The sequence below is a fragment of the Sphingobium sp. JS3065 genome (assembly GCF_026427355.1).
GTDB lineage: Bacteria > Pseudomonadota > Alphaproteobacteria > Sphingomonadales > Sphingomonadaceae > Sphingobium.
Genome location: NZ_CP102664.1, coordinates 1,860,371 through 1,885,050, shown reverse-complemented (window position 1 = coordinate 1,885,050; position 24,680 = coordinate 1,860,371). Strand labels below are relative to the sequence as shown.

The 24,680-nt window shown below is 59.1% G+C and carries 20 protein-coding genes, 1 tRNA gene and 2 pseudogenes; 17 read left to right on the top strand and 6 right to left on the bottom strand.

Features of this window, described 5'->3' with window-relative positions; genetic code table 11:
* The first annotated feature begins 179 nt into the window (after positions 1-179).
* The 8 genes and pseudogenes from NUH86_RS08960 to NUH86_RS08925 all read left to right on the top strand — a co-directional run bounded on the left by NUH86_RS08960 (position 180) and on the right by NUH86_RS08925 (position 7,055).
* Entirely contained in the window at positions 180-1,673 is a 1,494-nt protein-coding gene (locus NUH86_RS08960) for an aldehyde dehydrogenase (protein WP_267249180.1), read from the top strand.
* 29 nt (positions 1,674-1,702) lie between these two features.
* A complete protein-coding gene (locus NUH86_RS08955) occupies positions 1,703-1,906 on the top strand; it encodes a hypothetical protein (RefSeq protein WP_267249179.1) in 204 nt (67 codons plus the stop codon).
* 65 nt (positions 1,907-1,971) lie between these two features.
* Positions 1,972-2,106: a hypothetical protein gene (locus NUH86_RS08950; RefSeq protein WP_267252198.1), complete on the top strand. Its 135-nt coding sequence runs from the start codon at positions 1,972-1,974 to the stop codon at positions 2,104-2,106.
* A pseudogene (locus NUH86_RS08945) lies at positions 2,088-2,318 on the top strand (IS5/IS1182 family transposase); the annotation flags it as partial. The gene NUH86_RS08950 and the pseudogene NUH86_RS08945, both read left to right, overlap by 19 nt.
* Positions 2,319-2,564: 246 nt before the next feature.
* A complete protein-coding gene (locus NUH86_RS08940) occupies positions 2,565-3,815 on the top strand; it encodes a cytochrome P450 (protein WP_267249178.1) in 1,251 nt (416 codons plus the stop codon).
* 127 nt (positions 3,816-3,942) lie between these two features.
* On the top strand, positions 3,943-4,797 hold the full coding sequence (locus tag NUH86_RS08935) for an HpcH/HpaI aldolase/citrate lyase family protein (RefSeq protein WP_267249177.1): 855 nt from the start codon (positions 3,943-3,945) through the stop codon (positions 4,795-4,797).
* Positions 4,798-4,968: 171 nt separating this feature from the next.
* Positions 4,969-5,772 carry a ferredoxin--NADP reductase gene (locus tag NUH86_RS08930; protein ID WP_267249176.1) on the top strand — a complete coding sequence of 268 codons (804 nt, stop codon included), beginning with the start codon at positions 4,969-4,971 and terminating at the stop codon, positions 5,770-5,772.
* 111 nt (positions 5,773-5,883) lie between these two features.
* Positions 5,884-7,055 (top strand): IS3 family transposase gene (locus NUH86_RS08925; RefSeq protein ID WP_267249175.1). Its coding sequence is split into 2 segments (ribosomal slippage): positions 5,884-6,148 and positions 6,148-7,055, totalling 1,173 coding nucleotides; the frame shifts between segments, so codons are not numbered across the junction.
* Between the two features lie 278 nt (positions 7,056-7,333).
* Here NUH86_RS08925 and NUH86_RS08920 read toward each other — a convergent pair.
* The 4 genes and pseudogenes from NUH86_RS08920 to NUH86_RS08905 all read right to left on the bottom strand — a co-directional run.
* Positions 7,334-7,567 (bottom strand): annotated as a pseudogene (locus NUH86_RS08920) (coenzyme F420-0:L-glutamate ligase); the annotation flags it as partial.
* Entirely contained in the window at positions 7,560-8,231 is a 672-nt protein-coding gene (npdG, locus tag NUH86_RS08915; protein WP_267249174.1) for an NADPH-dependent F420 reductase, read from the bottom strand. The pseudogene NUH86_RS08920 and the gene npdG, both read right to left, overlap by 8 nt.
* 13 nt (positions 8,232-8,244) lie before the next feature.
* Positions 8,245-8,424 (bottom strand): hypothetical protein, encoded by a 180-nt coding sequence (locus tag NUH86_RS08910; protein WP_267249173.1) that lies wholly within the window; start codon positions 8,422-8,424, stop codon positions 8,245-8,247.
* 156 nt (positions 8,425-8,580) lie between these two features.
* The gene (locus tag NUH86_RS08905; RefSeq protein ID WP_267249172.1) at positions 8,581-9,912 is read right to left on the bottom strand and encodes an MmgE/PrpD family protein; all 1,332 of its coding nucleotides are present in this window, start codon (positions 9,910-9,912) and stop codon (positions 8,581-8,583) included.
* A gap of 536 nt (positions 9,913-10,448) precedes the next feature.
* Here NUH86_RS08905 and NUH86_RS08900 point away from each other — a divergent pair.
* The 9 genes from NUH86_RS08900 (at position 10,449) to NUH86_RS08860 (ending at position 23,096) form a co-directional block, all read left to right on the top strand.
* Complete coding sequence (locus NUH86_RS08900) at positions 10,449-11,696, top strand: acyl-CoA dehydrogenase family protein (RefSeq protein ID WP_267249171.1); 1,248 nt, start codon at positions 10,449-10,451, stop codon at positions 11,694-11,696.
* A 151-nt stretch (positions 11,697-11,847) separates the two neighbouring features.
* Positions 11,848-12,699 (top strand): IclR family transcriptional regulator, encoded by an 852-nt coding sequence (locus tag NUH86_RS08895; RefSeq protein WP_267249170.1) that lies wholly within the window; start codon positions 11,848-11,850, stop codon positions 12,697-12,699.
* A 696-nt stretch (positions 12,700-13,395) separates the two neighbouring features.
* The gene (locus NUH86_RS08890; RefSeq protein WP_267249169.1) at positions 13,396-14,568 is read left to right on the top strand and encodes an acetyl-CoA C-acyltransferase; all 1,173 of its coding nucleotides are present in this window, start codon (positions 13,396-13,398) and stop codon (positions 14,566-14,568) included.
* A 264-nt stretch (positions 14,569-14,832) separates the two neighbouring features.
* Positions 14,833-16,185: an MFS transporter gene (locus NUH86_RS08885; protein ID WP_267252077.1), complete on the top strand. Its 1,353-nt coding sequence runs from the start codon at positions 14,833-14,835 to the stop codon at positions 16,183-16,185.
* Between the two features lie 75 nt (positions 16,186-16,260).
* A complete protein-coding gene (locus NUH86_RS08880; RefSeq protein WP_267249168.1) occupies positions 16,261-17,472 on the top strand; it encodes an acyl-CoA dehydrogenase family protein in 1,212 nt (403 codons plus the stop codon).
* Positions 17,473-17,629: 157 nt separating this feature from the next.
* The gene (locus NUH86_RS08875) at positions 17,630-18,472 is read left to right on the top strand and encodes an enoyl-CoA hydratase-related protein (protein WP_267249167.1); all 843 of its coding nucleotides are present in this window, start codon (positions 17,630-17,632) and stop codon (positions 18,470-18,472) included.
* 323 nt (positions 18,473-18,795) lie between these two features.
* Positions 18,796-19,809 (top strand): NAD(P)H-dependent flavin oxidoreductase, encoded by a 1,014-nt coding sequence (locus tag NUH86_RS08870; protein ID WP_267249166.1) that lies wholly within the window; start codon positions 18,796-18,798, stop codon positions 19,807-19,809.
* 131 nt (positions 19,810-19,940) lie between these two features.
* Entirely contained in the window at positions 19,941-20,627 is a 687-nt protein-coding gene (locus NUH86_RS08865; protein ID WP_267249165.1) for a glutathione S-transferase family protein, read from the top strand.
* Positions 20,628-20,894: 267 nt separating this feature from the next.
* Positions 20,895-23,096, top strand: a complete 2,202-nt coding sequence (locus tag NUH86_RS08860) for a TonB-dependent receptor (protein WP_267249164.1) — start codon at positions 20,895-20,897, stop codon at positions 23,094-23,096.
* A gap of 385 nt (positions 23,097-23,481) precedes the next feature.
* Here NUH86_RS08860 and NUH86_RS08855 read toward each other — a convergent pair.
* Positions 23,482-23,556: transfer RNA gene (locus NUH86_RS08855), tRNA-Glu, on the bottom strand.
* A 291-nt stretch (positions 23,557-23,847) separates the two neighbouring features.
* Positions 23,848-24,636, bottom strand: a complete 789-nt coding sequence (locus tag NUH86_RS08850) for a SapC family protein (RefSeq protein WP_267249163.1) — start codon at positions 24,634-24,636, stop codon at positions 23,848-23,850.
* Positions 24,637-24,680: the final 44 nt, after the last annotated feature.

Here is a 24,680-nt window from a genome sequence, read left to right as displayed (position 1 = left end):
CGTTCCTGACCGTTGATTTAGGGTTTTCACCAAAGATTTTTGTGGAGCACGTTTTGGCAGAAAAAGAAGTAAGGGGTACTGTCCAATATTGTTCGTGTATTTCATAGGACCGATTTACGTCCGAATATTGAAACTATATGTAAGTCGATAAAGCGAAATCAGCTAAAAGAGGATAACCCATGTCCGAACTTGCAACCAAGGCGCCCGTCAACCACCCTGATCGGTTCTTTATTGGCGGCGAATGGACCGCGCCCTCATCGTCAGAGAAGCTTGATGTTATTGATTCCGACAGCGAAGAGGTGTTCCTCTCGGTGGCTAAGGCGCAGGCGGCGGATATCGAGCGCGCAATCGCATCGGCGCGTCGCGCATTCGACAACGGGCCTTGGCCGCGCATGAGCCACGCCGAGCGCGCGGAATGGCTGCGCAGAATCGCTGCGGAGATCAGCATGCGGGCATCTGACATCGCCCGCATCTCGACGGTCGAATCGGGCATATTGCACCGCCACGCCCAGGGATCCGCCGCTGCGCTCGGCAGCGCCTACGAGTATTATGCCGGCCTCGCCGATACTTTTCCGTTCATCGAGCGACACGAGCCGCGCGCTGGCGGTAAGGTCGGCTTGTTGATGCGCGAGCCGGTAGGCGTGGTCGCGGCGATTATTCCCTGGAACGCTGCGCCGATGCTCACCGCCTATAAATGCGCGCCGGCGCTACTCGCGGGCTGCACTGTGATTATCAAGGCTTCGCCCGAGGCTCCGGGCACTTCTTATGTCCTCGCCGAGGTTTGCGAGAAGATCGGCTTGCCGCCGGGGGTGATCAACGTGCTGACCGCCGATCGCGATGTGTCCGAATTGCTGGTACGCCATCCGGGCGTTGACAAGATCACCTTCACCGGATCGACCGCTGCCGGCCGTAAGATCGCGTCGATCTGCGGTGAACGCATCGCGCGCTGCACGCTCGAGCTGGGCGGCAAGTCGGCCGCTGTGATCCTCGACGACTACGACATCGCCACAGCCGCGCAGAACATCGCTGGCAATGCCGTCTTGCTGACGGGCCAGGTCTGCGCCTCGCTTACCCGCATTATTGTGCCCAAGCGGAGCCACGATGACATGGTCGAGGCGCTCGTAGCCAGTTTCGAGAAAATCAGAGTGGGCAATCCGTTCGGGCCAGACACGGACATGGGGCCGCTCGCCATGGCGCGGCAGCGCGACCGTGTCGAAAGCTACATCGCGACGGGTATTGCCGAAGGCGCCAGGCTCGCCACGGGCGGCCGCCGTCCGAGCCACCTTAACCGCGGCTTCTATATCGAGCCCACGGTGTTCGCGAATGTCGGCAACGACCAGACGATCGCTCGAGAGGAAATTTTCGGTCCGGTGCTCAGTGTTATCCCTGCGACGGATGAGGCTGAAGCCATGGCGATCGCCAACGACACGATCTTCGGTCTTAACGCGTCGGTCTTCACCAATGATACCGACAGGGCTCTGGCTGCTTCGCGCGAGTTGCGCTCGGGCACAGTGGGCCACAACAGCTTCCGCGGCGATTTCAGTATCGCTTTTGGCGGCTTCAAACAGTCCGGCATTGGCCGAGAAGGGGGTGTCGAGGGACTCCTTCCGTTCCTTGAGGTCAAGACGGTGATTCTGGATGCCGAACCCAGCGGAATATATGCGCCTGTTTGACGTCCCCCCGATTTCTTCTGCCGGTTTGAATGAAATTTTCCGGTAATGTGATCCTCGTGCCGGATCGCTTTGTTGCAAAACCTTGGCTAGGCCTGATGCAGCCATTATTTCAGATGGGAACCCTCAAAAACCTGGACACTTCCGAAAGGCTTTCGCCAGACGTCGGGCATTTTTATTCACTTGGGGCATTCGAGCAGGTTCGGACGCGTTATACCAAGTCCCTGAATGTGTGACTCACGAGGGGGTTCGGCTGCGGGCTATTTTCTGGTTCCGAGACGCAAACCGGAGGAGGCTTGCGATGGCGTCGGCGCTTGGATTGCGGTTGGATTTCGACGGAGCGGAATTGCGGCGGCTGACCCTGGCCGCGATTTACGAGGGTGCATCGCGCGGCGAAGCGGCGCGGATCGGCGGGGTGACGCTACCCACGGGCTGATCCGTACCTGAGGCGCCGGCGCCGCCAATGCCCATGACGGGGCGCGCCTGCCTGATCTGGTGAGCCGACAAAATACGGCTTCTGGCGTCTGGGCGGATACCGCCTATCGTTCGAAGAAGAACGAAGCATTCCTCGAAAAGGGCATGTTCAAGAGCCACATCCACCAGAAGCGGTTGCCAGGGCACCCTCTGCCCGAGCGGATCGCCAAGGCCAAGAGGTGTCCAATTGACTCGTCCGCCTGCAAAAAAGGCACAAAGTCGAGCGTAGACAGGGAAGAACCGCGATATCACATCGCACGTGTAATAGTTGGAACGGGGAACTGGTGTACGGAGGAAAATCGTCGGAATATTGACGCCGAGAACGAGCGAGCGCCAAATTCCGATCCATCCTTTCAGCGATCAGCGCGAAGAGACTTGAAAAGATAATTTTATCCCGAGCCCGACGAGGAGCGTAGAACTATGAAAGGCCAGCCACTCGGGCAGGATATCGACCTGAGCAAGTTCGCCGAAATGGGCAATGATCTCATACCGCGGCTCAACAGCCTTCGCGAGCAAGACCCGCTGTACTGGAGCAAGACCAGCAAATGCTGGATCGCTACGGGCCACTCATTTGTGGTGGAAGGGTTGAGCGGCAAGCTGCCCCTATCCGCCAAACGGCACCAGATTATCGAAAGCTTCTTCCCGGATCCCGTCGAACGCGCACAGAAGATCGGCTATATCGTGGAAGTCTTTCCTGACTTCCTGACTAACACCGACCCGCCTGAACAGGCCCGGCTTCGCAAGCTGCTGATGTTGGCATTCAGCAAGCAGGTGGCGGAAAGCTATCGTCCTTATGTGCGGACTGTTGTCGCGGAGGTGATGGACAGCCTTGCGGATCGCACGACCGTGGACTTCGTCGGTGAAGTCGCGCGGCGGATCACGGCCAAGGTCATACTTCACGTCATGGGATTGCCCGAAGATCATCTCGCCCAAACGGAACATTGGGCACAGACCCTGAACGCGGGGCTGAGCGGCAATCCGAACCCCGTGGCAATGGCGGCGGCCAATGATGCGATGGTGGAAATGCGCGACGTATTCGAGAAGGAGATCGAACGGAGAGAGGGCAAGGCGCCCACCAACGACTTCGTCTCGCTTCTGCTCGCTGCTCGCGACGGTAGCGACCAGCTGACCCGAAGCGAACTCATCGCGCAATTGATCCTGGTGCTCGTCGCCGGTCATGACACCACGCTCAACACCATGGCGCTCAGCGTCGCGAAGCTCGCCGATATGCCCGAGGAGCGGACGATCATGCGGGACAATCCGGACAAGTTCGAAGCCTGTATCATGGAACTGATGCGGGTCGTCGCGATGTCCACCTCGATGCGGCGAGTCGTCAGCGAGGATTTCGAATGGCAAGGGCGGCATTTGCAGCGGGGGCAGGTCATATTTCTGATGCTCGCCGCAGCCAATCGCGACCCCGCCGTATTTTCCCGGCCCGAGCAAATCGATTTCGACCGCAACCAGGCCGGCAACATGACGTTCGCCCCCGGACGCCATTTCTGCATCGGGCACTGGTTCGCCAAGATGATGATGTCAGAGGCGCTGCCGGCATTCCTCGCCCGTTATGAAAGCTGGGATGTGCTGGAGGACGATCTGCTGTTTACCGCGTCGGTGGGCTTTCGCGGGCCTGTGCGCGTCAACCTTCGCCTTCACCCAAGGCTCGCAGCCTAGTTACTGGATGTTTTGGCCGAATGTCGAGCCACAGCACACACTTAATGAGTTCTCGGTGGATCGGGTTTAGATCCGTAGTGGCTGAGCATCCGCCATCTTGATGCCAATTCCAAAGGGGTTAGAATAAATGGAAAATATTCGTGCGCGCCGAAGTGCGCTTTACATGCCGGCAACTAATAATCGCGCAATTGAAAAAGCGCGCGAGCTGACCTGCGATGTCGTGATTATCGACCTCGAGGATGCAGTCGCTCCCGATATGAAGCATGTCGCTCGCGAGAACGCTTTGGCAGCGGTGCGCGCTGGTGGCTTTGGGCGACGAGAGCTCGTGCTTCGGGTGAATGGCCTCGACGGGCCTTGGGGCGAGGCTGATATCGCCGCTGCGCGGGACGCGGGTTTTCACGCGGTCCTCGTACCGAAGGTTTCTTGTGTCGAGGATCTGCGCCGTTGTCGCGAAGGTCTCGGCGGAGCTACTCCGCTGTGGGCAATGATCGAAACCTGCACAGCGTTCTCAAGGCTGTCGGAGCTGGCGGTCGCTTCCGCGGCGGCGGAATGCCATGCGTGGGTCATCGGCACCAATGATCTTGCCAAGGAGATGCGTTGTCGCCTTGACGCTGCACGTACTACGCTAGTCCCGGCTTTGTCGTTCGCAGTCATCGCGGCGCGAGCGCATGGGATCGCATTGCTCGACGGGGTGTTCAATGATCTGGAAGACGGCGACGGCTTCGAGCGGCAATGCAGGCAGGGCCTCGCCCTGGGTTTCGATGGCAAGACGCTGATACATCCGCGGCAGGTTGCAACGGCCAATCGAGTTTTCTCGCCCGAACCGGAAGAGGTGACGTGGTCTCGGCAGATCGTCGATGCCTTCGCCTTGCCTGAGAACGCCAACAGCGGTGTCCTCAAGATTGACGGCCATATGGTCGAGCGCCTCCATCTTGAGGAGGCACGGAGAATTCTTGCGCTGGCTCACCTCGCCGCGGAGTGAAGATGGCGCGGTTGGAACCGCATGGGCGGTCCGTTCTGTTGGCCGACATCTGTGGGTGTGCCACGCCGCAGCCCGCGTCAATGCAGATGTAATGAATTTCGCGGCGGCGTTGGCTGGCGCTTGCTCCAATGCCATGAGGCATGCCGCCATTACTGACAAGGAAAAACCCACATGGCCGAAACTGTATCAGAGAAAGCTGCTATCGAGCCCTCCAAACTCTATTCTGTGGAAAGCGTAACCAAGGTTCATCATTGGACGGACGAGCTTTTTTCGTTTCGCACGACGCGCGATGCCAAATTCGACTTCGTGAGCGGTCAATTCGTGATGGTTGGGCTGATGGTCGATGGGAAACCGATCCTTCGCGCCTATTCCATTGCATCCGGGCTTGCCGAAAGCGAGCTTGAGTTCTTCTCCGTCAAGGTTCCGAATGGCCCGCTCACGTCGCGGTTGCAGAACATCCAGGCGGGTGACTCCATTCTGGTGGGCCGGAAGCCGACAGGAACCTTGGTTCTCGACGCTTTGAGGCCCGGTCGCCGCCTGTATATGTTGGGCACGGGTACGGGGCTCGCGCCTTGGTTGGCGCTCATCCGCGATCCTGCCGTATATAGCGCCTTCGACAAGGTTGTCGTGATCCATTCCGTCCGACAAACTGCTGACTTGGCCTATCGAGAGATACTCGCAGGTGACCCGGCGTATATATTGTCGCAGGCCACCGGAAAGCTGCTCTATTATCCAACTGTCACGCGAGAGGACTATCGAAACACTGGGCGCATCACCGAATTACTTACATCCGGAAAGCTGTTTTCCGACTTGAAGGTCGAGACATTAGATCCCGAAAGGGACCGAGTCATGATCTGCGGCAGTCCATCTTTCAATGCCGATATCAAAGCACTGCTTGGCGAACGGGGCTTTGCGGAAGGCGCGCTGAGCGCGCCTGGCGATTTCGTCATTGAGAAAGCGTTTGTTGAGGGTTGACCGTTGCGTTCTTACGGCGGGGTCGATCGCGGTTGCATAGCCCGTATTGAGGTGGTGCCGGAAATTCGGACAGGGTGTTAAGCTCATCCCGACCTGAAGGAATGGACGGGAATGAAGACGACGAGAAAGCGCTACAGCGCAGAGTTCAAGGCGAAGGTTGCGATGGAGGCGATCCGGGGCGATCTGACGCTGGCCGAACTGGCAGCGAAGCATGGCATCCACCACACGATGATCGGGGCATGGAAGCGACAGGCGATGGATGGGATGGCCAGCCTGTTCGATAATGGCGATCAGAGCTCGAAGGCTGCCAGTGAGGCGGAAATCGAGAAGTTGCATGCCAAAATCGGGCAATTGCTGGTGGAAAGGGATTTTTTGGCGAAAGCCTCCGGTCGATGAGCGTGGCCTGGAGGCGATCGAAGATCGAGCCAGCACACCAGCACCTGTCGATCGCGATGCAGTGCCGCCTGCTGTCGATCAGTCGGTCGTCCTATTACTACACGCCGGTGCCGGAAACCGACGAGACGCTGGCGCTGATGACGGTGATCGACGAGACGTTCATGGAATGCCCGTGGTACGGTAGCCGGCAGATGGCGCGGCATTTACGGCGTCTGGGCCATGCGATCGGCCGTCGCCGGGTCCGGCGGCTGATGGCGAAGATGGGGCTGGCGGCAATTTACCAGCGCCCTCGCACGAGCGATCCGCATCCCGAGCATCGGATTTATCCCTATCTGCTGCGCAATCTGGAAATCACGCGCCCCAACCACGTCTGGTGCGCGGACGTGACCTATCTGCCCATGCGCCGGGGCTTCCTGTATTTGGTCGCCATCATGGACTGGGCAAGCCGCAAGGTGCTGGCCTGGCGGCTATCGAACACCATGGATGCCGGCTTTTGCGTCGAGGCCCTGGAGGAGGCGCTGGCCCGTTTTGGTAAGCCCGATATCTTCAATACCGATCAGGGCAGCCAATTCACCAGCAATGCCTTCACCGGTGTGCTGCGCGCAGCCGAGATCAGGATCAGCATGGACGGCCGGGGACGCTGGATGGACAATGTCTTCATCGAACGGCTCTGGCGGTCTGTGAAGTACGAATGCGTCTATCTGCACGCCTTCGAGACCGGATCTGAACTGCGTGCCGGCCTTGGCCGATGGTTCGCCTATTATGACAACCATCGTCCTCATTCACGCCTTGCGGGCAAAACCCCAGGCGAGGCATATGGGCAAATCGGCGCTTCAAATCATGGGGGGCATGCCCCCCATGATTTGATCACCCAAATGGCGGCATGAACGACAACCGGAATGAGCTTAACTTAACCGCCAAACTGTCCAAGAAGACGGCACCACCTCATATCTGTTTCCCCGTCAGCACCAATGACACAGATGTGAGGTTGTGATTTAAGGAGAATTTGGGTCTCGTCGCAGTGACGAAGGAACGCAGATGATACTCAAATCCTCATGCACCAAGAAGCCTGGGAGCAGGTGGTGAACGACCTTCTCCGTGTAACCCGGTGGCACGTCTCGGTTGAAGACAAGATCAGGATCGCGGTGGAAGGGCTGCGCCGTGACGACCGCATCGCCGAGCTGTGCCGCAAGGCATTGCCCAGAGCCTGTATTGCACCTGTGTCGAGATCGACGAACCGTCCTTCGGCCTTAGACACGATCTTTTGCGTGACGACGAGTATGTCTGTCGTCTCCGGAGTAATGTCGATTGCTGCGATCGCATCAACCAGTAGCCGTGCCAGATCGTCTCCCGGTCGGACTTCACCGATTGCCGAGAGGGGGTGGTCTCGATCATGCAAGCTTTGAGTCGGCGGGTTGGACGAGATTCCCTGTGATTTTAATGCCCGCGCCGTCAACCTGATATGTCTTGTTGATGAAGATGAGCAGCGAGGTCATCGCCTCCGCAGCCGCCGAGTTGACGAGTGCACCGCCATGGATTCCACGCAGACCCGCGGCGTTCGCCAGCTCCACCACTTTGGCCCGCGTCGTCTTATCGTCGCCGAACACAAGCACGTCGCAGCCGATATCCTGATCGATGATCAGCTTGTGCGCGGCGACATTGTGGAACGCTGAGACGACCGTCACGCCTTCGCCGAGCGCATGTTGCGCTTTGACTGCGGCGCTGCCCTCGGCGGGGAGCTGCACTCGCATGACCTTAGGTGGAATCAGCGGGACGGTGGTATCGACTACGATCTTGCCCTGGACATGAGGTTTGATCTCAGCGAGCGTCGCGTCCTGTGCGGCAAACGGCACCGTCACGATCACGATGTCGCCGGCGCTGGCCGCATCGGCATTGATCTTGCCGGTCAGGCCGAACCCGAGTTCTGCCGCTGTATTCTCGGCGTTCTCCGCCGAGCGTGATCCAATGATCACCTTGCGTCCCGCCTTCGCCAGCCGCCTTGCGATTGCAGCGCCGAGCTTGCCGGTGCCGCCGACCACGGCGATCACTGTAGTGTCGGTCATTCCTGTTCCTCCATTATTCGGCGGCGAGCAGCGCCGCGACCAGTTGGTAAAGCGTCGTCCGGTGCATCGCGAACCGGCCCGCGCCCTGCGCGATGTCGTTCATGTGATCAACGTCCCAGTTCTGGCCGTTGGTGCCGCCTGCGGCGTGCGCGATTGACTGGTTCATCAGCGCGCCGCCCAATACCACAAACACCTTGTTATCAGGACGGAATGAAGCCGCATAGTTCGGGACTGGGGTCTTATCGCCTGTCATACATCCTCGTTTCAGCCGCCTTCTGGCGTTTCGGGTATATCTGTTTTGCCGGATCAGACCGGTGGACCGGCGAAGAGGTTATCGTACCCGACATCGTCAGGAGCCTTTCAGAAGCTCCATCAGCGGCGACACGTTCGGCTGGTCCTCAAGGGCGGTGATCAGGGAAATCACCTCCTGGGTGGTGCCCGATGACAATGTATTCGAGGCAAGGCGACGGAACTTGCTTTCGACACGGGATTGCTGTGCGGCCAAATCGTCCGCCGGGACGGAGACGTCAGCGGAAGCTGTGAAGGTCTGGCCGTCCTTGAGCGTAACTTTTACCGTCGAGGCCGGACCCGGGGCAGATGGGATAACCGCTATCTTTTCGCACAAGGCAACGAGCTCGGGCCGCTGCGCCGTCTCGTCGCTGAACAGCGCCTCGGCGGAAGTGTCTTCGCCCAACAGGGCCATCGAGCATGTCATCCGCAACGAGAATTTGCACTCAAGACCGGTGCGCGGAACCTGGATGTTGCAGGTTGCAAGGTGGCGCGGAAGCACGCTGATTTCCACCGCGCCGATCTGTTCGACCGAGTAACCCAGCGCCTGCTGGATTTCCCTGGCAGCCTCGATCGTGTTGTGGGTGAGATAGCAGGCGGCATGATATTTGAAGAGCGCGTCGCGAACATAAGGCATGCCGCGCTCGGCCAGCGAACTTTTCGTGTCGAATTCATCGACATGCGCGCGCGTGAAGCCTTGCAGGGAGGCCAGGGTGTCTTCATCGCTGGTAAAACCCCCGTGCGCCAGGAGCGCCGCCAGCAGCCCGTTCTGCGCAGCCCTTCCAACCTGGAAGGGCTTGCTCATCGTCCCGAAAACCCCTTTGAGCCCTGCCGCCTGAACGCCGGCAAGGCCAAATGCATGTCGATACTGATCCAGATCGAGACCGAGAAGGTATCCTGCCGCCATCGCCGCCCCGAACGTGCCTATCGTCGCGGTTGTGTGTCCGCCGCGTTCATAATGGGGCTGCGCCATAAGCAGGCCGACCCGGCTCTCGGCTTCGACGCCCATTACGAAGGCCAGAAGGACATCGGCGCCGGTCGCGCCACGCGCTTCACCAAGCGCGAAAACGGCGGGTGCCACGGGCGCGGTTGGATGGCCCATCGTCCAGAGCACATCATCGAAATCCAGCGCATGGCCAAGGGTGCCGTTGATCAGGGCTGCATCGATTGCGCGCGTCCTCAGCCCCAGGCCGAGCAGCGTAGCCTCGTGCGGTGCCTCGGGAAACATGCAGGTGTCCATCAGTGGGCGCATGATCAATTCGTTGCGAGCGGCGAGTGAAACGCCGATCCAGTCAAGCAGGCATTGTTTGGCGACGATCACGGCGGGTTCGGGCAGCGCTTGTTTTCCGAGCGAGAGTACCGCCTGCAGCAAAGACTTCGTATAGATTTCCATGCTATCATTCCCAGATTGGGGCGCATCCCTGAGAAGGGAAATGCTCACAACAAACAGGTGTTTGCCACCAAAGAAAAACAGTGCGTGCCATGCCTTCGCTGGCCGTATGACAGCCGAACATCGCCAGGAAAAAGAAGTAAGCCGTCTCTGATCAAGAAGGTACCCCGACGCCCAGGCGGGGCTGAGCGGTCGGAGTTGTTCCTGCGGAAATACCGCCCGGCGGGCATCCTTCCAGACGGGGAGAAACTCCCGCATATTCCGTGCAGAACAGTGCGTCGCCCACACGTTGAATGTCAAGCGGCCGTTCTTCCGAATGGGGTTTCAGAGGAGTGCGAAGAACAAAATCACACATGTACTGCAATGGGATACAAGTCATCGCTTCGCGCCCGCCGGCCGGGACCAGCGTAAATGCAGATGTAATGAATGCGGCCGCGCCGTTGGCCGACGCCTGCTCCGGTGTCACGAAGCATTCCGCCATTACCGACCACACAAAGAACCATGGTCATGGCACGAGACCCCGCGAGGAGAGCCGGCAAATGACCATAGACGAAATCGCCTCACAGATCACGTTGTCGCGCCGTGCCGACAACATATTCAACGAGGCGCTGCTTCCGGACGAAACCCGTCGCATCCGTCGCGAGGCTCGGGATTTTGCCGAAACAGTCCTGAAGCCGGAAGCCTTCCGCCTAAACACGACCCCCGAAAGCCGCGACAGTTTTCCTCGCGCGATGTTTAAAGCCATGGCCGCGGCAGGCCTGTATGAGATCCCGTTCCCTACGGACGTGGGCGGGCGTGGGCTTGAATTTCCGACTCTGGCGACCATGATCGTTCTGGAGGAACTTGGCTATTTTTCCGCTGGCATCGCGTCCGCTCTGTTCGACGCACAGGCGCTGCTGGTCGGCCAGACGCTGGCCAATGCATCAGACACGCTTCGGCTGCGTTATCTGCCAAAGATCGTACGCGGCGAGGTTGTCGGATCCTTTGCTACCAGCGAGCCGCAGGCGAGCACCGATCTTTCCCCCGGCGCATTGCGCACGATGGCAACACGGACGGAGAATGGTTGGCGGATCAATGGGAAGAAGCGCTGGATCAGCAATGCTATCGCGGCCGACTTCATCCTGACGCTCTGTCGCACAGGGAGCAACGAACAAACCATCATCCTGGTCGAAACCGATCAAAACGGTGTTGAGGTGGGGGCGCCCGATCTCAAGATGGGCAACCATCCGCAATTGACCTCGGACGTCACATATAACGAGGCGCTTGCGCCGGAAGAGAATGTGGTAGGCAAGGTGGGCGGCGGACTCAAGGCGGCTCTTTCGGCTCTCATGCTGGGGCGCATTGGCATCGGAGCCGTGGGCGTGGGCTTGGCTCAGGCCGCTTTTGACCAGGCAAGCGCGCATATGGAGCAGCGACACGCCTTCGGACAACCGCTTGCCCGGTTTCAGCACTGGCAGTTCACATTTGCTGACCACGCCATCCAGCTGGAGGCGGCGAGGGGTATCTACCTCAAGGCTGCCCAACTGCATGACATTGGATTTCCTGCTGACGCAGAGGCGGCGATGGCGAAGGTGGCAGGATCGCGCCTAGCGGTAGACGTCGCACGCGATGCCATCCAGGTTTGCGGTGCCTATGGTTTCGCACGTTACGTTCAGGGCGCAGAATCGGAACGCACCTTGGAAGCGATCTACCGCGATGCCAAAATCGGGGAAATCTACGAGGGTGCGAATGAGATCCAGAAGTGGATCCTTGCTCGCCGGATTTTTGGTCGCCACATCACGGGATAACAGCCTTTACGAAAAGATAACGTCCTAGCTCAAGGCAGGAGTACGCAGCTGGCTAAGGCTTGATTACATATGTAATATAGGTCTTGTACGGCACCTCGAATCCCGCCATAGAACTGGTAGCCGTATGATAAAACACGGCACGGAGAGGGTAATGAGTATCCTTGTAGCAGAAATGCAAGATATCGTGCCATGGCTCGAGCCCGCAGGGAATGTGCGGCATGTGAAATCTGCCGAACGGACTTTGGCCTTGTTCGAGCTCTTCTCGTTGCACCAGCGACCAATGACGGTTGCAGAGATTACGCGAGCACTTGGCATTCCGCAGCCCAGCGCGAGCATGCTTTTGCGTAATCTTACGGTGCTTGGCTATCTTGAGTATGATCGGGTGCATCGAACGTATATCCCGTCAATACGGATAATGTTGCTGGGCAGCTGGGTTCAACGTCAATTCAGTGAACAAGGATTGATTGAACGTCGGCTGGATCACTTGTCGGCTCAACTCTGCGAAGTGCTCAAAATGCGGGCGACCGTGATATTGGGTATCCAGAACGTTGTCTATTCACAATATGTTCTTGTCCGGATGCCGCAAAATCCGGATTTGCTGGTGCAGTCTGGAATGTTGCGTCCAATTACGTGCACATCTGTGGGTAAGATGCTTTTGAGCCAAAAGTCGGACGCTGAAGTCGAAGCTCTCGTCCGGCGCTGCAATGCGGAAGTCGCGGATGAACGGCAGTGGGTGCGGCCGAAGGAATTTGTTGCGGAAATGCACACCGTCAGGCGAAATGGCTACGCCGAAACCTGCGGAACTATGTCTCCGGGGCGAAGCACCATTGCGGTTCCCGTGGTTGGGACCGTCGCGACGATGCCGATGGCGGTGGCGGTAGGCGGTCTCAGCGCGCAGATTCAAGAGAACCGTGACGCGATCCTAAGCGCTCTTTGCGAGTTTCAGATCGGATACAAGGAAGCAATCGCCGGATCTTTCGACCAACGAGCATCGGCCGCCTGAGCGGACTTTACGTGGTAAGCGGCGGCGTCATTCCACTACGTCGCTCACTGACCGCGGGCTGATGTCTGCCACCAATCGGCTGGGTTTCCGTTTCCCATCCTGGAGCTGCGCATGTGCCCCCGGCCCGCCATGATTTTTTCTGAGTAAACGGAATCCTCACTCTCTGTGTCACTTCGGTCGTCCGAATGCCATCCGCCGGCTTCAACGTACAGGCAGGCAATCTGCTCTTCTTCGCGGCGTGCCGTTAAGCACGGCGATCACATTTTAGCGCAGGATGCATACATCGCTTTGCCCGCATCGACCAAGACATGAGGGGCCGGGGGAATTGCAGATGCAATATCCTGGCCGTCACGTTGACCGGTTGCGTCTTGCCGGGGATGGTGCTGCGCAATTCAGATTTGGAAGCACATTAAACGGCACTTGGGCTTGGCCGGATTGCCTCGGCTGGGCTCTACCAGCGAGGCCAAATCGCTCAGGAGGTGCAGATGCAGTGCGATGTCATAATCCGGGACGGGACCGTGATCGACGGCACGGGCAACAAGCGCTTTGTGGCCGATGTCGCCCTGGCGGATGGCCGGATAGCGAAGATCGGAGACATGGGGGCCGAAGGCAGCCGGACAGGGCAAAGGTTTGGACGTCGCCAGGCAAGGCGAACGCGAAGTATCTTTCCCCAGATATCATTGTCAGGAGTCATGAATGCGCGACGCAGTTATCGTTTCCACCGCCCGCACGCCGATCGGCAGAGCCTACAAGGGTGCGTTCAACATCACGCCATCGCCAACCCTGGCCGCGCATGCCATTCGTGCCGCAGTTGAACGTTCGGGCATCGATCCGCAGGAAGTTGACGACCTCGTTTTCGGCTCGGCGTTGCCACAAGGCGTCCAGCACACAATCGGTCGTACCGCGGCCCTGCGAGCCGGTCTGCCGGTTACCGTTCCGGGCATGACGGTTGACCGGCAATGTGCATCCGGACTGATGGCCATAGCGACGGCGGCCAAGCAAGTCATCGTCGATCGCATGGATATCGTCGCCGCGGGCGGCGTGGAATCCATCTCCATGGTCCAGACCAAAAGCCTTCGTAACGATCCGGACCTCGAGTTGAAGGCGATGCATCCCGACATCTACATGCCGATGCTGCAGACGGCTGAAATCGTCGCCAAGCGCTATGCAATCGGACGGGACCGGCAGGATGCCTATGCCCTGCGTTCGCAGCAGCTGACCGCGGCGGCGCAGCGGGCTGGAGCTTTCGATGCCGAGATCGTGCCGGTCACGGCGACGATGGCCATCGCCGACAGGGCGACAGGAGAAATCACCAAACGCGAGATCACGATTGCCAAGGACGAGGGCAACCGGCCGGAGACGAGCGCAGAGGGTCTTGCTGCGCTCAAACCGGTCGTGGAGGGCGGTGTGATCACTGCGGGCAACGCGTCGCAACTGTCGGACGGCGCATCGGCTTGCGTCGTGATGGAGGCTGACCTTGCGGCCCGTCGGGGCCTGGCTCCGCTGGGCCGTTATGTCGGCATGGCGGTCGCAGGCACCGAACCGGACGAGATGGGCATCGGGCCCGTCTTCGCTGTGCCCAAGCTGCTCGGGCGGTTTGGGCTGGGCATCGACGACATCGGCCTTTGGGAGTTGAACGAGGCCTTCGCGGTGCAGGTGCTTTACTGCCAGGACAAACTAGGCATTCCCGGCGACCGGCTGAACGTCAACGGCGGCGCGATCTCTATTGGTCACCCTTACGGGATGTCGGGCGCTCGAATGGTCGGCCACGCGCTGCTCGAGGGCAAAAGACGCGGTGTGCGCCATGTCGTCGTCACGATGTGCGTCGGCGGTGGAATGGGGGCCGCGGGGCTGTTTGAAGTTCTGTGACCGGGGCGGAACGGTCGTGGCAACGCCCAGCTGCCCCCCCCCGCGCCCTCGAGAAACGAACCGGGCGCTTTGATGCGTTCGTCGCTGGAGGCAGGTTGGGCATCCTTGAGCTTCAATACAGGTGCAATGGATTCCGACAGGCCAAGTATCTGCGCGCAAAGGCGGCCCACTCCCGATAACAAGGGTCCAGTGCACGATCAAAAACCTGCCGATCGATCGTCCGTGGCATGCCACAAAATGTGAGGGGTAGAAGCGTTGTCTTACGTGCCGGTCGACTGGAAGCCAAAAAAAGCGACTTCCTACATATGGTACGTAGCCGTGCTACTGTCGTGCGCGCACATTGCCTCCATCATGGACAGATACCTCCTCAGCGTCGTGCTCGAGGACGTGAAGCGAGCCCTGTCGCTGACCGACACCCAGCTGGGTGTGCTCCAGGGGCCTGCCTTTGTGCTTTCATTTGCATTGGCCAGCATACCGCTCGGCCGGTTGTCGGACCTCGTGAGCCGAAAGTGGATCATCGCGGGTGCGGTTGCGTTCTGGAGCGCGGCGACGTTCGCCTGCGCATTCGCCGACACCTTTGCGGAACTGTTGTTCGCGCGCCTCGCCGTCGGTCTGGGCGAAGCCGCCTTGATGCCTTCGGCGGTATCGATCATCGTCTCCCTTTTCTCGGAGGAGAAGCGAAGCCTCGGCATCTCGATCTTCACGGCAGGTTCCTCGCTTGGGCGTGCGGCGGGCTTCTCGATCGGAGGAGCAATATTGGGATGGAGCACGGCGGCGGGGCCCGGCGCGCGGATTCTCGCCGACCTTGGCTTTGCTGCTTGGCAGACGGTCTTCCTGGCCGGGGGGATAGCCGGCATTGTCCTCACCGTAGTTCTGCTCCTGACTCTGCGCGAGCCACCGAGAAGGCCCGTGGAGGGGCCGAAAACGCGGCTTGCCGATGCCCTTTTGCACTTTTACCGAAACAAGGCGGCCTATCTGTCGATCTTCCTGCCTTTCGCGCTGTTCAACGCGATTGTTCAGATGCTCGGCGCCTGGAGCGTAAGCTTTTATGTGCGCAAATTCGGAATCACGGCAGCCGAGGCCGGCGCGTTGGTCGGAACAACCGTGCTGATAGCCGGACCGGCAGGTCACCTGTTCGGCGGCTGGCTGAACGATCGCCTGACCCGGAATTCCCCGGGGATACAGCCATTCATCCTTCTGGTGATCCTGGGATTGTCGCCGATCTTCATCCTGGCATTTACGATGTCACCAAGCGTGCCAGCGGCTGCGGCTGCGTTCATGCTGTTCTATTTGGCGGGCGCGGTGAGCGGCCCTACCAGCTATTCAGGCTGCCAGATCCCCACGCCGGACGCCCATCGCGGTTCCATATCCGCGATCTTTCTTACCTTCTTCACTCTGGTGGGATTCGGGTTGGGCCCGCTTGTGGTGGGCGCAGTTGGCGACCTCATGGTTCCGGGGGTGAACAATCTTGGATCGGCAATGCAGATGTGCACCCTGATATTCGCGGTCGCAGGCATGCTGGCCGCCTTTCTTGGCAGACCGGCGTTCATCCGGGCGGCCGTGGAGGCAAAACCGCCGTTGACCGCCCATAAGGACAGGGAGACGGCCCCCGCATAAACAGGTCGGCTCCTCGCCTCGCCATATTGACGTAAAAACAATCAAAATCAAACAGGAAAGGGATGGGATAATGTCGTGGTTGATGTGAACGAAGCGCCGTCCATTGGCTACATGACAGAAGAGCGTATCCAGATGCGGGATATGGCTCGCGATTTTGTGCGCAAGGAACTGTTGCCATTAGCAAACAGGCTGGATCCCGTGCGCGGTGACATGCCCCGTGAACTTATCGAGAAGATGGGTGACCTGGGTTTCTTCGGTATCCTCATCCCGGAAGAGCTTGGCGGTCTGGGACTGGGAGCTTTCGAATTCTGCCTGGTTGCGGAGGAGCTCGCTCGCGGTTGGATGAGCGCTTCCAGCATCATCGCGCGCGGCAATGCCGGATACCTGACTGTCCCCGGGTCCGGTGAAGAAAGGAAGGAGAAAATTCGCCTGATGGCGCGGGGTCGATATCTGGGCGCAAGCGCCCTGTCCGAGCCCGGGACCGGTTCGGATCTGTCAGGCATAAGCTGCCGGGCACGCAAGGACGGCGATCATTGGGTTATCAGCGGGAACAAATACTGGTGCACTTTTGCCGATGGCGCCAACTTCATTCGTGTTCTTTGCCGCGTAGAGGGTGAGGAGGCGCAGCCAGGCAGGGCCGGAACGGCGATCATTCCGGTGGAGAAGCCGGCCGGACAACTCCCTGAGGGCGTGACGGGCAACCCCATTCCCAAGATTGGATATTTTGGCTGGAAGACCTGGGAGCTTCGTTTTGACGATGTTCGCGTTCCCATCCAGTCGATCGACGAAGCGCCGCTCGGATACAAGGGAGGGGGTGTCAACGCTGCCGCCCACTCCCTCAGCCTGGCCAGAGCGCACACCGCCGCGCGCTCGATCGGCCTGGCAAGAGGCGCGCTTGAGGACGCGATCGCTTATGCCAAGGACCGTATACAGTTCGGCCAGCCGATCTCGGACTTCCAGGCGATTCGCTTCAAGATCGCCACCATGGCCACCGAGATCGAGGCCGCCCGCCAGCTCTTGCACCATGTCTGCACGGAAATCGACGCGGGGAGAGCAGAGAGGGTGCACACCTCGATGGTCAAATATTTTGCGGCGGAGATGGCCGAGCGTGTCACGAGCGAGGCTCTGCAGATTCATGGCGGGTCGGGTTACACGACGCTTCATGCGGTCGAACGCCATTGGCGAGACGCACGCCTCACGAAAATCTTTGAAGGCACCTCCGAGATACAGCAGCGGATCATAGCCGATACCCTCCTCGGGAAACCCACGATCCGGGGTTCCAACTGACGGCGGGGCAAGGTTCGTCGCGGCGCGGCTCTGCCCGACAGCTGCGTCCACCAGGATGAGGAAAAAAACAGCAGCCGGGCTTGGCGACCAGGCCAGAATAAAGCCGAAGAAATACCATTCGGTAAGTTAAATATATTCCATAATCATGGAGCGTTCGATGGAACAACGAAACACCATCATGTACGAGATCGAGGATCGCGTGGCGTGGATTACGCTTAACAGGCCCGACCGACTCAATGCGCTCACGTCAGAGATGAATGCCGAACTGCGCGACGTTGTGTCGATGGCTTCCAGCGACGCGCGCGTCAGGGCGATTGTGCTGACGGGCGCCGGTCGCGGGTTCTGTGCAGGGGCAGATATGCAAAACCTTGCCAACAAGGTGCCCTTATCAAACGAGTTCGGTGACAGTGAGATTTTTGAAAGCCGGCTTCGCTCGGACTTTGGTCCATCGATTGACGAACACCTCCAGAACGCCCAGCAATTCGGATATTTCCTGCGCGTGAAAAAGCCGGTCATCGCCGCCGTTAACGGCCCGGCAGTGGGAATCGGGATGGTTCTCACCCTGTACGCCGATGTGCGCCTGGCATCGGATAGCGCGATGTTCCTGACCGGATTTGCCCGTCGCGGCCTTGTGGCCGAGCACGGGGTCAGCTGGATACTTCCGAAATATGTCGGATTTCCGGCCGCACTGGAAATGTCGCTGTCCTCGCGAAAAATTTCAGCGGAAGAGGCTCGGCGGTTGCAACTTGTCAGCCGTGTCATACCTGCGGCAACGTTTCGTCAGGAAGTGCAGGACTATGCTCGCGACCTGGCTGAAAACGTCTCTCCGCGCTCGATGGCGGTGATCAAGGCCCAGTTCTGGAAAGCGCAGTTCCAGAATCTGGACGAGGCGATCGCTACGGCACTTCGCGAGGTCCGGCTCTGCGTGACGCACGACGATTTCAAGGAAGGTGTGGCCCACTTCCAGGAACGCCGCCCCCCGGTATTCCAGGATATCTGATTACCATCAGGTTCTTCGGGTTCCGGCGCCAGCAGGGTCGTCGGGTCCGCCAACCCGCTGATAAACGCGATCGGTCGGAATGACCGATCGCGTATCGCGGGCGAAGTGAGTCTGGCGAATCCGAAGCGCGATTGCCAGTTGCACATTACAGATGAAGTAGATTTCACCATCCTCGTTTTGCGTATTTGCGACCTGCCGGTGCGGGGCTAAAGCTCAAGCAGGGGATCGTCGCAAATGAGGCGGACGGTGGCCCTTTCGACCAACGTCGCGGCCCAGCTGACCGAGAGTGCTGCCGACCGCACAGCTGCACATGGACACGTTCAATGAAGACACGCATTACCGAACTGTTCGGAATACAACATCCGATCGTCCAGGGCGGCATGCACCACGTAGGCCTGGCCGGCCTTGCCGCAGCCGTTTCCAACGCAGGCGGCCTTGGCATGATCACGGCCCTCACTCTCGGGTCCCCGGCGGGGCTTCGCGAAGAAATCGTTCGTTGCAAGGGCATGACCGACAAGCCGTTCGGCGTGAATCTGACGTTCTTGCCATCCGTCAACCCGCCGGACTATCCGGGCTTCGTGAAGGCCATCATTGAAGAGGGAATCAGGATAGTCGAAACGGCTGGTAACAATCCGCAGGATTGGATGCCGCTCCTGAAGGATGCGGGCGTCAAGGTCATCCACAAGTGCACGTCCGTTCGGCACGCGCTCAAAGCGCAGGCGATCGGCTGTGACGCAGTGAGTGTCGATGGGTTCGAATGCGGCGGGCATCCCGGCGAAGACGACATTCCGAACTTCATCCTGCTCCCGCGTGCTGCGGAGGAACTGTCCATCCCCTTCATTGCTTCGGGAGGCATGGCCGACGCGCGTTCGCTCGTCGCGGCGCTGGCGCTAGGCGCCGACGGCATCAATATGGGGACGCGGTTCATCGCCACGAAAGAGGCACCTGTCCACGACAACGTGAAGCAGACATTGGTCGAAGCTTCGGAACTCGACACGCGACTGGTGCTTCGGCCCTTGCGAAACACCGAGCGAGTGCTGAACAACGCCGCCGTTCAAAGGCTTCTCGAGAAGGAACGGAATTTGGGCGCAGACATTACCTTCGCCGATGTCGCTCCCGAGGTCGCCGGAATTTATCCGCGCGTGATGAAGCAGGGCGATGTTGCCGCCGGCGCATGGTCTTGCGGCATGGTTGCCGGGTTGATCAACGATGTACCGTCGGTAGCCGAGTTGATCGACCGCATCATGAGCGAGGCAAAGGAGTTGATTGCCGACCGGCTTAATCGCCTGGCCGAGGTCCGGGTGGATGCGGGCGAGGTCGTATTCTCAGGCAACTGAGCCAGGCGTTGCCGAGCCGTCGCAAGGGAGTGCGCTTCAAGACGGAGGCGGACGCGGCGTAATGTTGCGGATGCTTCCGGGGGCGTGGCGATGAAGGTCCAAGGGGCCGATTTGTACTTGGAGTACAAAAAATGATAAGATTGTACCAATTTACGACATCGCCGTTTTGCGAGAAGGTGCGGCGAATTCTGAATTTCAAATCGATCCCTTTCGAGATTCAAGAAGTCACTCGCAATGAGATTGACCAAATTCCCCACATAAGCCCTCGCGGTAAAGTGCCCGCCATATTGGATGGCGATACGGCGGTCTGGGATTCAACGCGCATCGCCCATTACCTGGAAGAGAAGTTTCCCGCCCCTGCCTTGATCCCCGAAGATCCCAAGCTCGCCAGCGCGGTTCACATATTTGAAGATTGGGCGGATGAGAGCCTGTTTTTCTATGAAGTAACGATGCGGCTGTCCTGGGAGCAGAACGTCGATCATGCCCTCCCTGAATTTCTGGCGACGATGCCCGGAATGCCAACCGAGCAGGTTCGCGCCCTCTTGCTGGAAAAGACGCGGACTCGGACAGGGTATCAGGGGATCGGCCGCAAGAGCCAGGAAGAGGTTGTCGAAGACGTGGTGCGGCATTTGACCGCGATTGAACGTCTCGTCCACGGGGGCGGCTGGCTTGTTGGCTCTCAGATCACCATCGCCGATATCGCCGTTGCCGCCCAGCTCGGGGCGCTTGCATATGCCAGTGAGGTGAAGGCACTCCTGCCCAAATACCCCGGTGTGAGCAGGTGGAGAGCCGCCGTCGATAATCTCGCGCCAGCCTGAAAATCCTGCCTGGCTGGGCATGAACTGCTGCACCGATCAGGGCGCGGCCTCACCGGTTCGCGCGGCACGAATATGCCCGGCGTTCCGCATGCAGAGTGTCATTCTTGGGGTCCGCGCTACCGCGCCGAAAGTGGATCGAGCCCAAGCAAGCTACATGCATCAGTACAGTTGTAATATCCCGACCGGCGAAATTGTGAATGGATGGAAACAGGCATATAGTTTTTGCATAGAATCAGAAAACTATACTATCAAACGAGGGGGTTATGCATGAAAAGCAAGATTTTTAGTGCGTGCGTGGTAATCCCTATTGGTCTTTATGCCATACCAGCACTTGCCCAGTCGAAGAAATCAGCGCCAGACGCCGTCAGCCCGGATGAAATAATTGTCACGGCCCAGCGCATCGCCCAGTCGCTTCAGAAGGTTCCGATTTCGATTGCCGCAGTCACTGGGGAAGCTCTGGTCCGTTCCGGCGTGACGACTACGACGGACCTGCCGCAAGTTGCGCCTGGGTTGGTCATAAGCCGGAATGTCTTTAATATAAAGCCGTTCATGCGAGGTGTGGGCTCGGCGCTGTCGCCCCTGGGCATTGAAAATCCGGTCGCGTTATATGTCGATAGCGTCTACATTCCCAACACCGGCGCCATCTTTTTCAGCTTTAGCAATGTCGATCGTATCGAAGTGCTGCGAGGGCCGCAGGGCACGCTATTCGGGCGCAATGCCACTGGCGGCCTGATCAATGTCATCACCAGCGATCCGTCCGACAAGTTCGAGTTGAAAGCGGAAGCGACTTTCGAAAACTACAGCACCAATACGCAAAAAGCATATATCAATGGTGCGATAAGCGACAATGTTTCCGCGAACATCGCTTTTTATAACAAGCACCAGGGTCAGGGCTGGGGCAAGAACCTGATCACCGGCCAGGATGTCAACTCCAGCCGGGAAACCGGCGTCCGCGGCAAGTTGCGCGTTGATGCGAGCGAAGCGCTGTCGTTCGTCTTGACCGGCTTTTACACCGACATCGGCGGGGATCTCGGCCTGGCCCGGGTAACAATTCCCGGCAGCGTGTCGGCTGACGGGTACACAGGGGCCATCAGCATCTATGACAACCGGGGAGCGGCGCCGTCTGGCGGTAAAGGCACTCATGCGGGGGTTAGTCTCCGGACCGATCTTGATATCCAGGACAATCTGGTTCTGCAGAGCACGACAGCATGGCAGCATGCGTCCAATATAAATCGGTGGGATATTGATGGATCGCCCGCAAGGGGCGGAGACGTTCTTTCCGATACCGATCAGTACAGCTTCCAGCAAGAGCTTCTGATCACGAGAAAGAGCGACGCATTCGATCTGACGGCCGGGTTATTCTACTTCCAGGATATTTCGAAGTACAATAATATCCAGATAGATAATTCTGCCTCCGCGTCTGTCAACGCAAGACGCGTCACTCGCCAGAGAACTCGGTCTTATGCCGCGTTTGCTCAGGCGACCATCAAGCTTGACCCCAGAACCAACATCACGGCCGGCCTGCGCTATACCCGCGACGAGACCGTGTACGACGGCAGGCGTTTCGCCGTTGCCGGCAACGCGAGTCCTCCCGGCACACTGCTGAATGCGTCCCTCGGTCTTTCGAGCAACGACGGGGCCCTGTCGTGGCGCATCGGCATCGATCATGAACTGGGCGATAACGTCATGGCTTATGCGTCATATAATCGCGGTTTCAAGAGCGGCGGTTTTGACGGCCCAAGTGTGCCCCGCGGGGCGCTGGAACCCGAGAGGCTTGATGCGTTCGAAATTGGCTTCAAGTCCGAATTTCTCGACAGAAGGGTTCGGCTGAATGTCAGCTCGTTCTACTATGATTACCGGAACATTCAGCTTGCTCAGGTGACGCCGACGGGAAGCCAGACCCTTAATGCTGCTCGGGCCGAGAGCTACGGTGGAGAAGCTGAACTGCGAGTTCTGCCTGAAGTTGGGCTGGGAAGGCTTGAGTTCGGCGCGAACATGACGCTGTCTCACGGGACTTACAAGTCCTTCCCCAACGGTCCGATCGGCGTTCCCAAGCCCGCAACTTGTACACCTGTTCCGACGACGACCGGACCCGCTACTGGCGGCAATCTCAACTGCGCGGGTGATCTGTCCGGAAAGAAAATGATCCGTCTGCCGGATTGGACGGCTAGCCTCAACTTCAATTACACGGTTCCGATCGGGGCAGGCGAACTCGGCCTGAGCGCTAGCTATACCTACAACGACGGGTTCTTCTGGGAGCCTGCAAACCGCATTCGCCAGCGGGGTTATGGAATCCTTGGCGGAGAGATCTCTTACGGGTTTGACGACAATCGATACAAAATCCGCGTGTTCGGTCGTAACCTGACGGACACCAAATATCTTACTCAGGGTTCCGAGGGTGCCGCGGCTGATCTCGGATCGCCCGGGGAACCAATGGCTTACGGCATCGGATTTGGGTTCAAGTTTTGATGTGTAGGGTTGGGACCGATAACAGCGTTCATTTTCCTACTCCTCCAAACTGCACTCACCCCGGAATGGGATGGGCGGCGAAAGAGTGACCGGAAGACCCGCCAGCGGAGCCGGGGCGCACCCTTGGGCGTGACGAACAGGAACAAGCCGTCACTGTCTGTGAGCTTATAGGGCTTCTCGCGGCCCTTGGCCGCCTTGATGGCAACGGCGGTCAACGCCATGATGGTATCTCCCACGAGGGGAGCGAACGGCTACCATCAGAACTACCATCGAATTGCTGGTATAGGGTGGTATCCAGTCGCTCCGTGTGGAACGATCATACCACAGAAAATCCGCAGAAAACAGCCATTTACGGGACGCAATGGCACCTTTCGAGAAGGGAAGGTGGTGACCCCTACGGGAATCGAACCCGTGTTTCAGCCGTGAGAGGGCCGCGTCCTGACCGCTAGACGAAGGGGCCGCTGGTCGCGCTGGGCGACGGGCAGGGGTCGCCTTTAAGAGGGGCGTCCGGTGTCGTCAAGCGAAACCCGCTCGCTTTCCTGCGACCCATAAAAAACCACCCCATGCATTCGCATGGGGTGGCCAAGGTTCAGGGAGGAGACGCCTCCAAAAGGGGGAGGCGCCCATACGACACACCCGAAAGGGGGGCAGGTGCATCGCATGTTCGGTAGATAGAGAAGGTTGCGCAGAGTTTCAAGTGGCTTTACGCAACCTTTCTCCCTAAATATTCGTCATGGATACTTAATTTCCATTAAGCTTCAGCAGCTTGGGCCTCTGTCGGCAGGGCGATCGGCCCCTTGCCCTGCGCCACCTGAGACTCGAACACTTCGCGCATCAGTTGGAGCGAGAAGAGGTGGGCATGGATCAGCGGCAGCATGCCGTTCTGGCTGATCTTGCGCAATTGGTCGCCCCGCATGTCGCGCAGCTTTTCCTCATTCACCATGCGGAAGCCGCGATAGACGAAGGGCTGGTCGTTGCCGGGCACCTGGATCGCGACTTCGCCGTCCATCAGCAGGTCGAGATCGGTCAGATCCTTCATGAACTGGCCGGTGCGGGCGGCCGCCTGCTCGAAATCCTCGCAGAATTTGAGGACGCCCTGGGTCAGTTCGCTGGGCTTGCCGTCCTCGAACAGCGGCTGGCCCTCCTCGAACGTGCCGATGGCATCGCTGGTCGGATCGAAGCAGAGCGACAGTTCGTCGCTGTCGGACCGCAGCTTCGCCAGCATCCAGGGATAGCGGCGGACATAGGCGGGGACATAGGCCGGACCGCGCAATTTTCCTTCATCGTCCAGGAAGGTGTTGACGCCTTCGTTCAGGCCCATCAGCGCCAGCGGAACCGGCTCGTCGCCGGAAGAGAAGATGATCGGCACGAAGCGCTGGGCGGCCACGAATTCATCGACGGTCAGCGGAATGGCGTGCTGCGTGGTGAGGAAGGGCGCCGAATCCACCGAACGGCTGCGATAGGCGGCGTGATCGACGCTGCTGAGCGGGATAAGGTCGTTGTAGAAGACGGGAAGGCCGTTCGCGGGCGCGCTTGCCATGATGTGTAAGTCCATTTCCAACAAAAAGCGGCGCATTTTCCTGT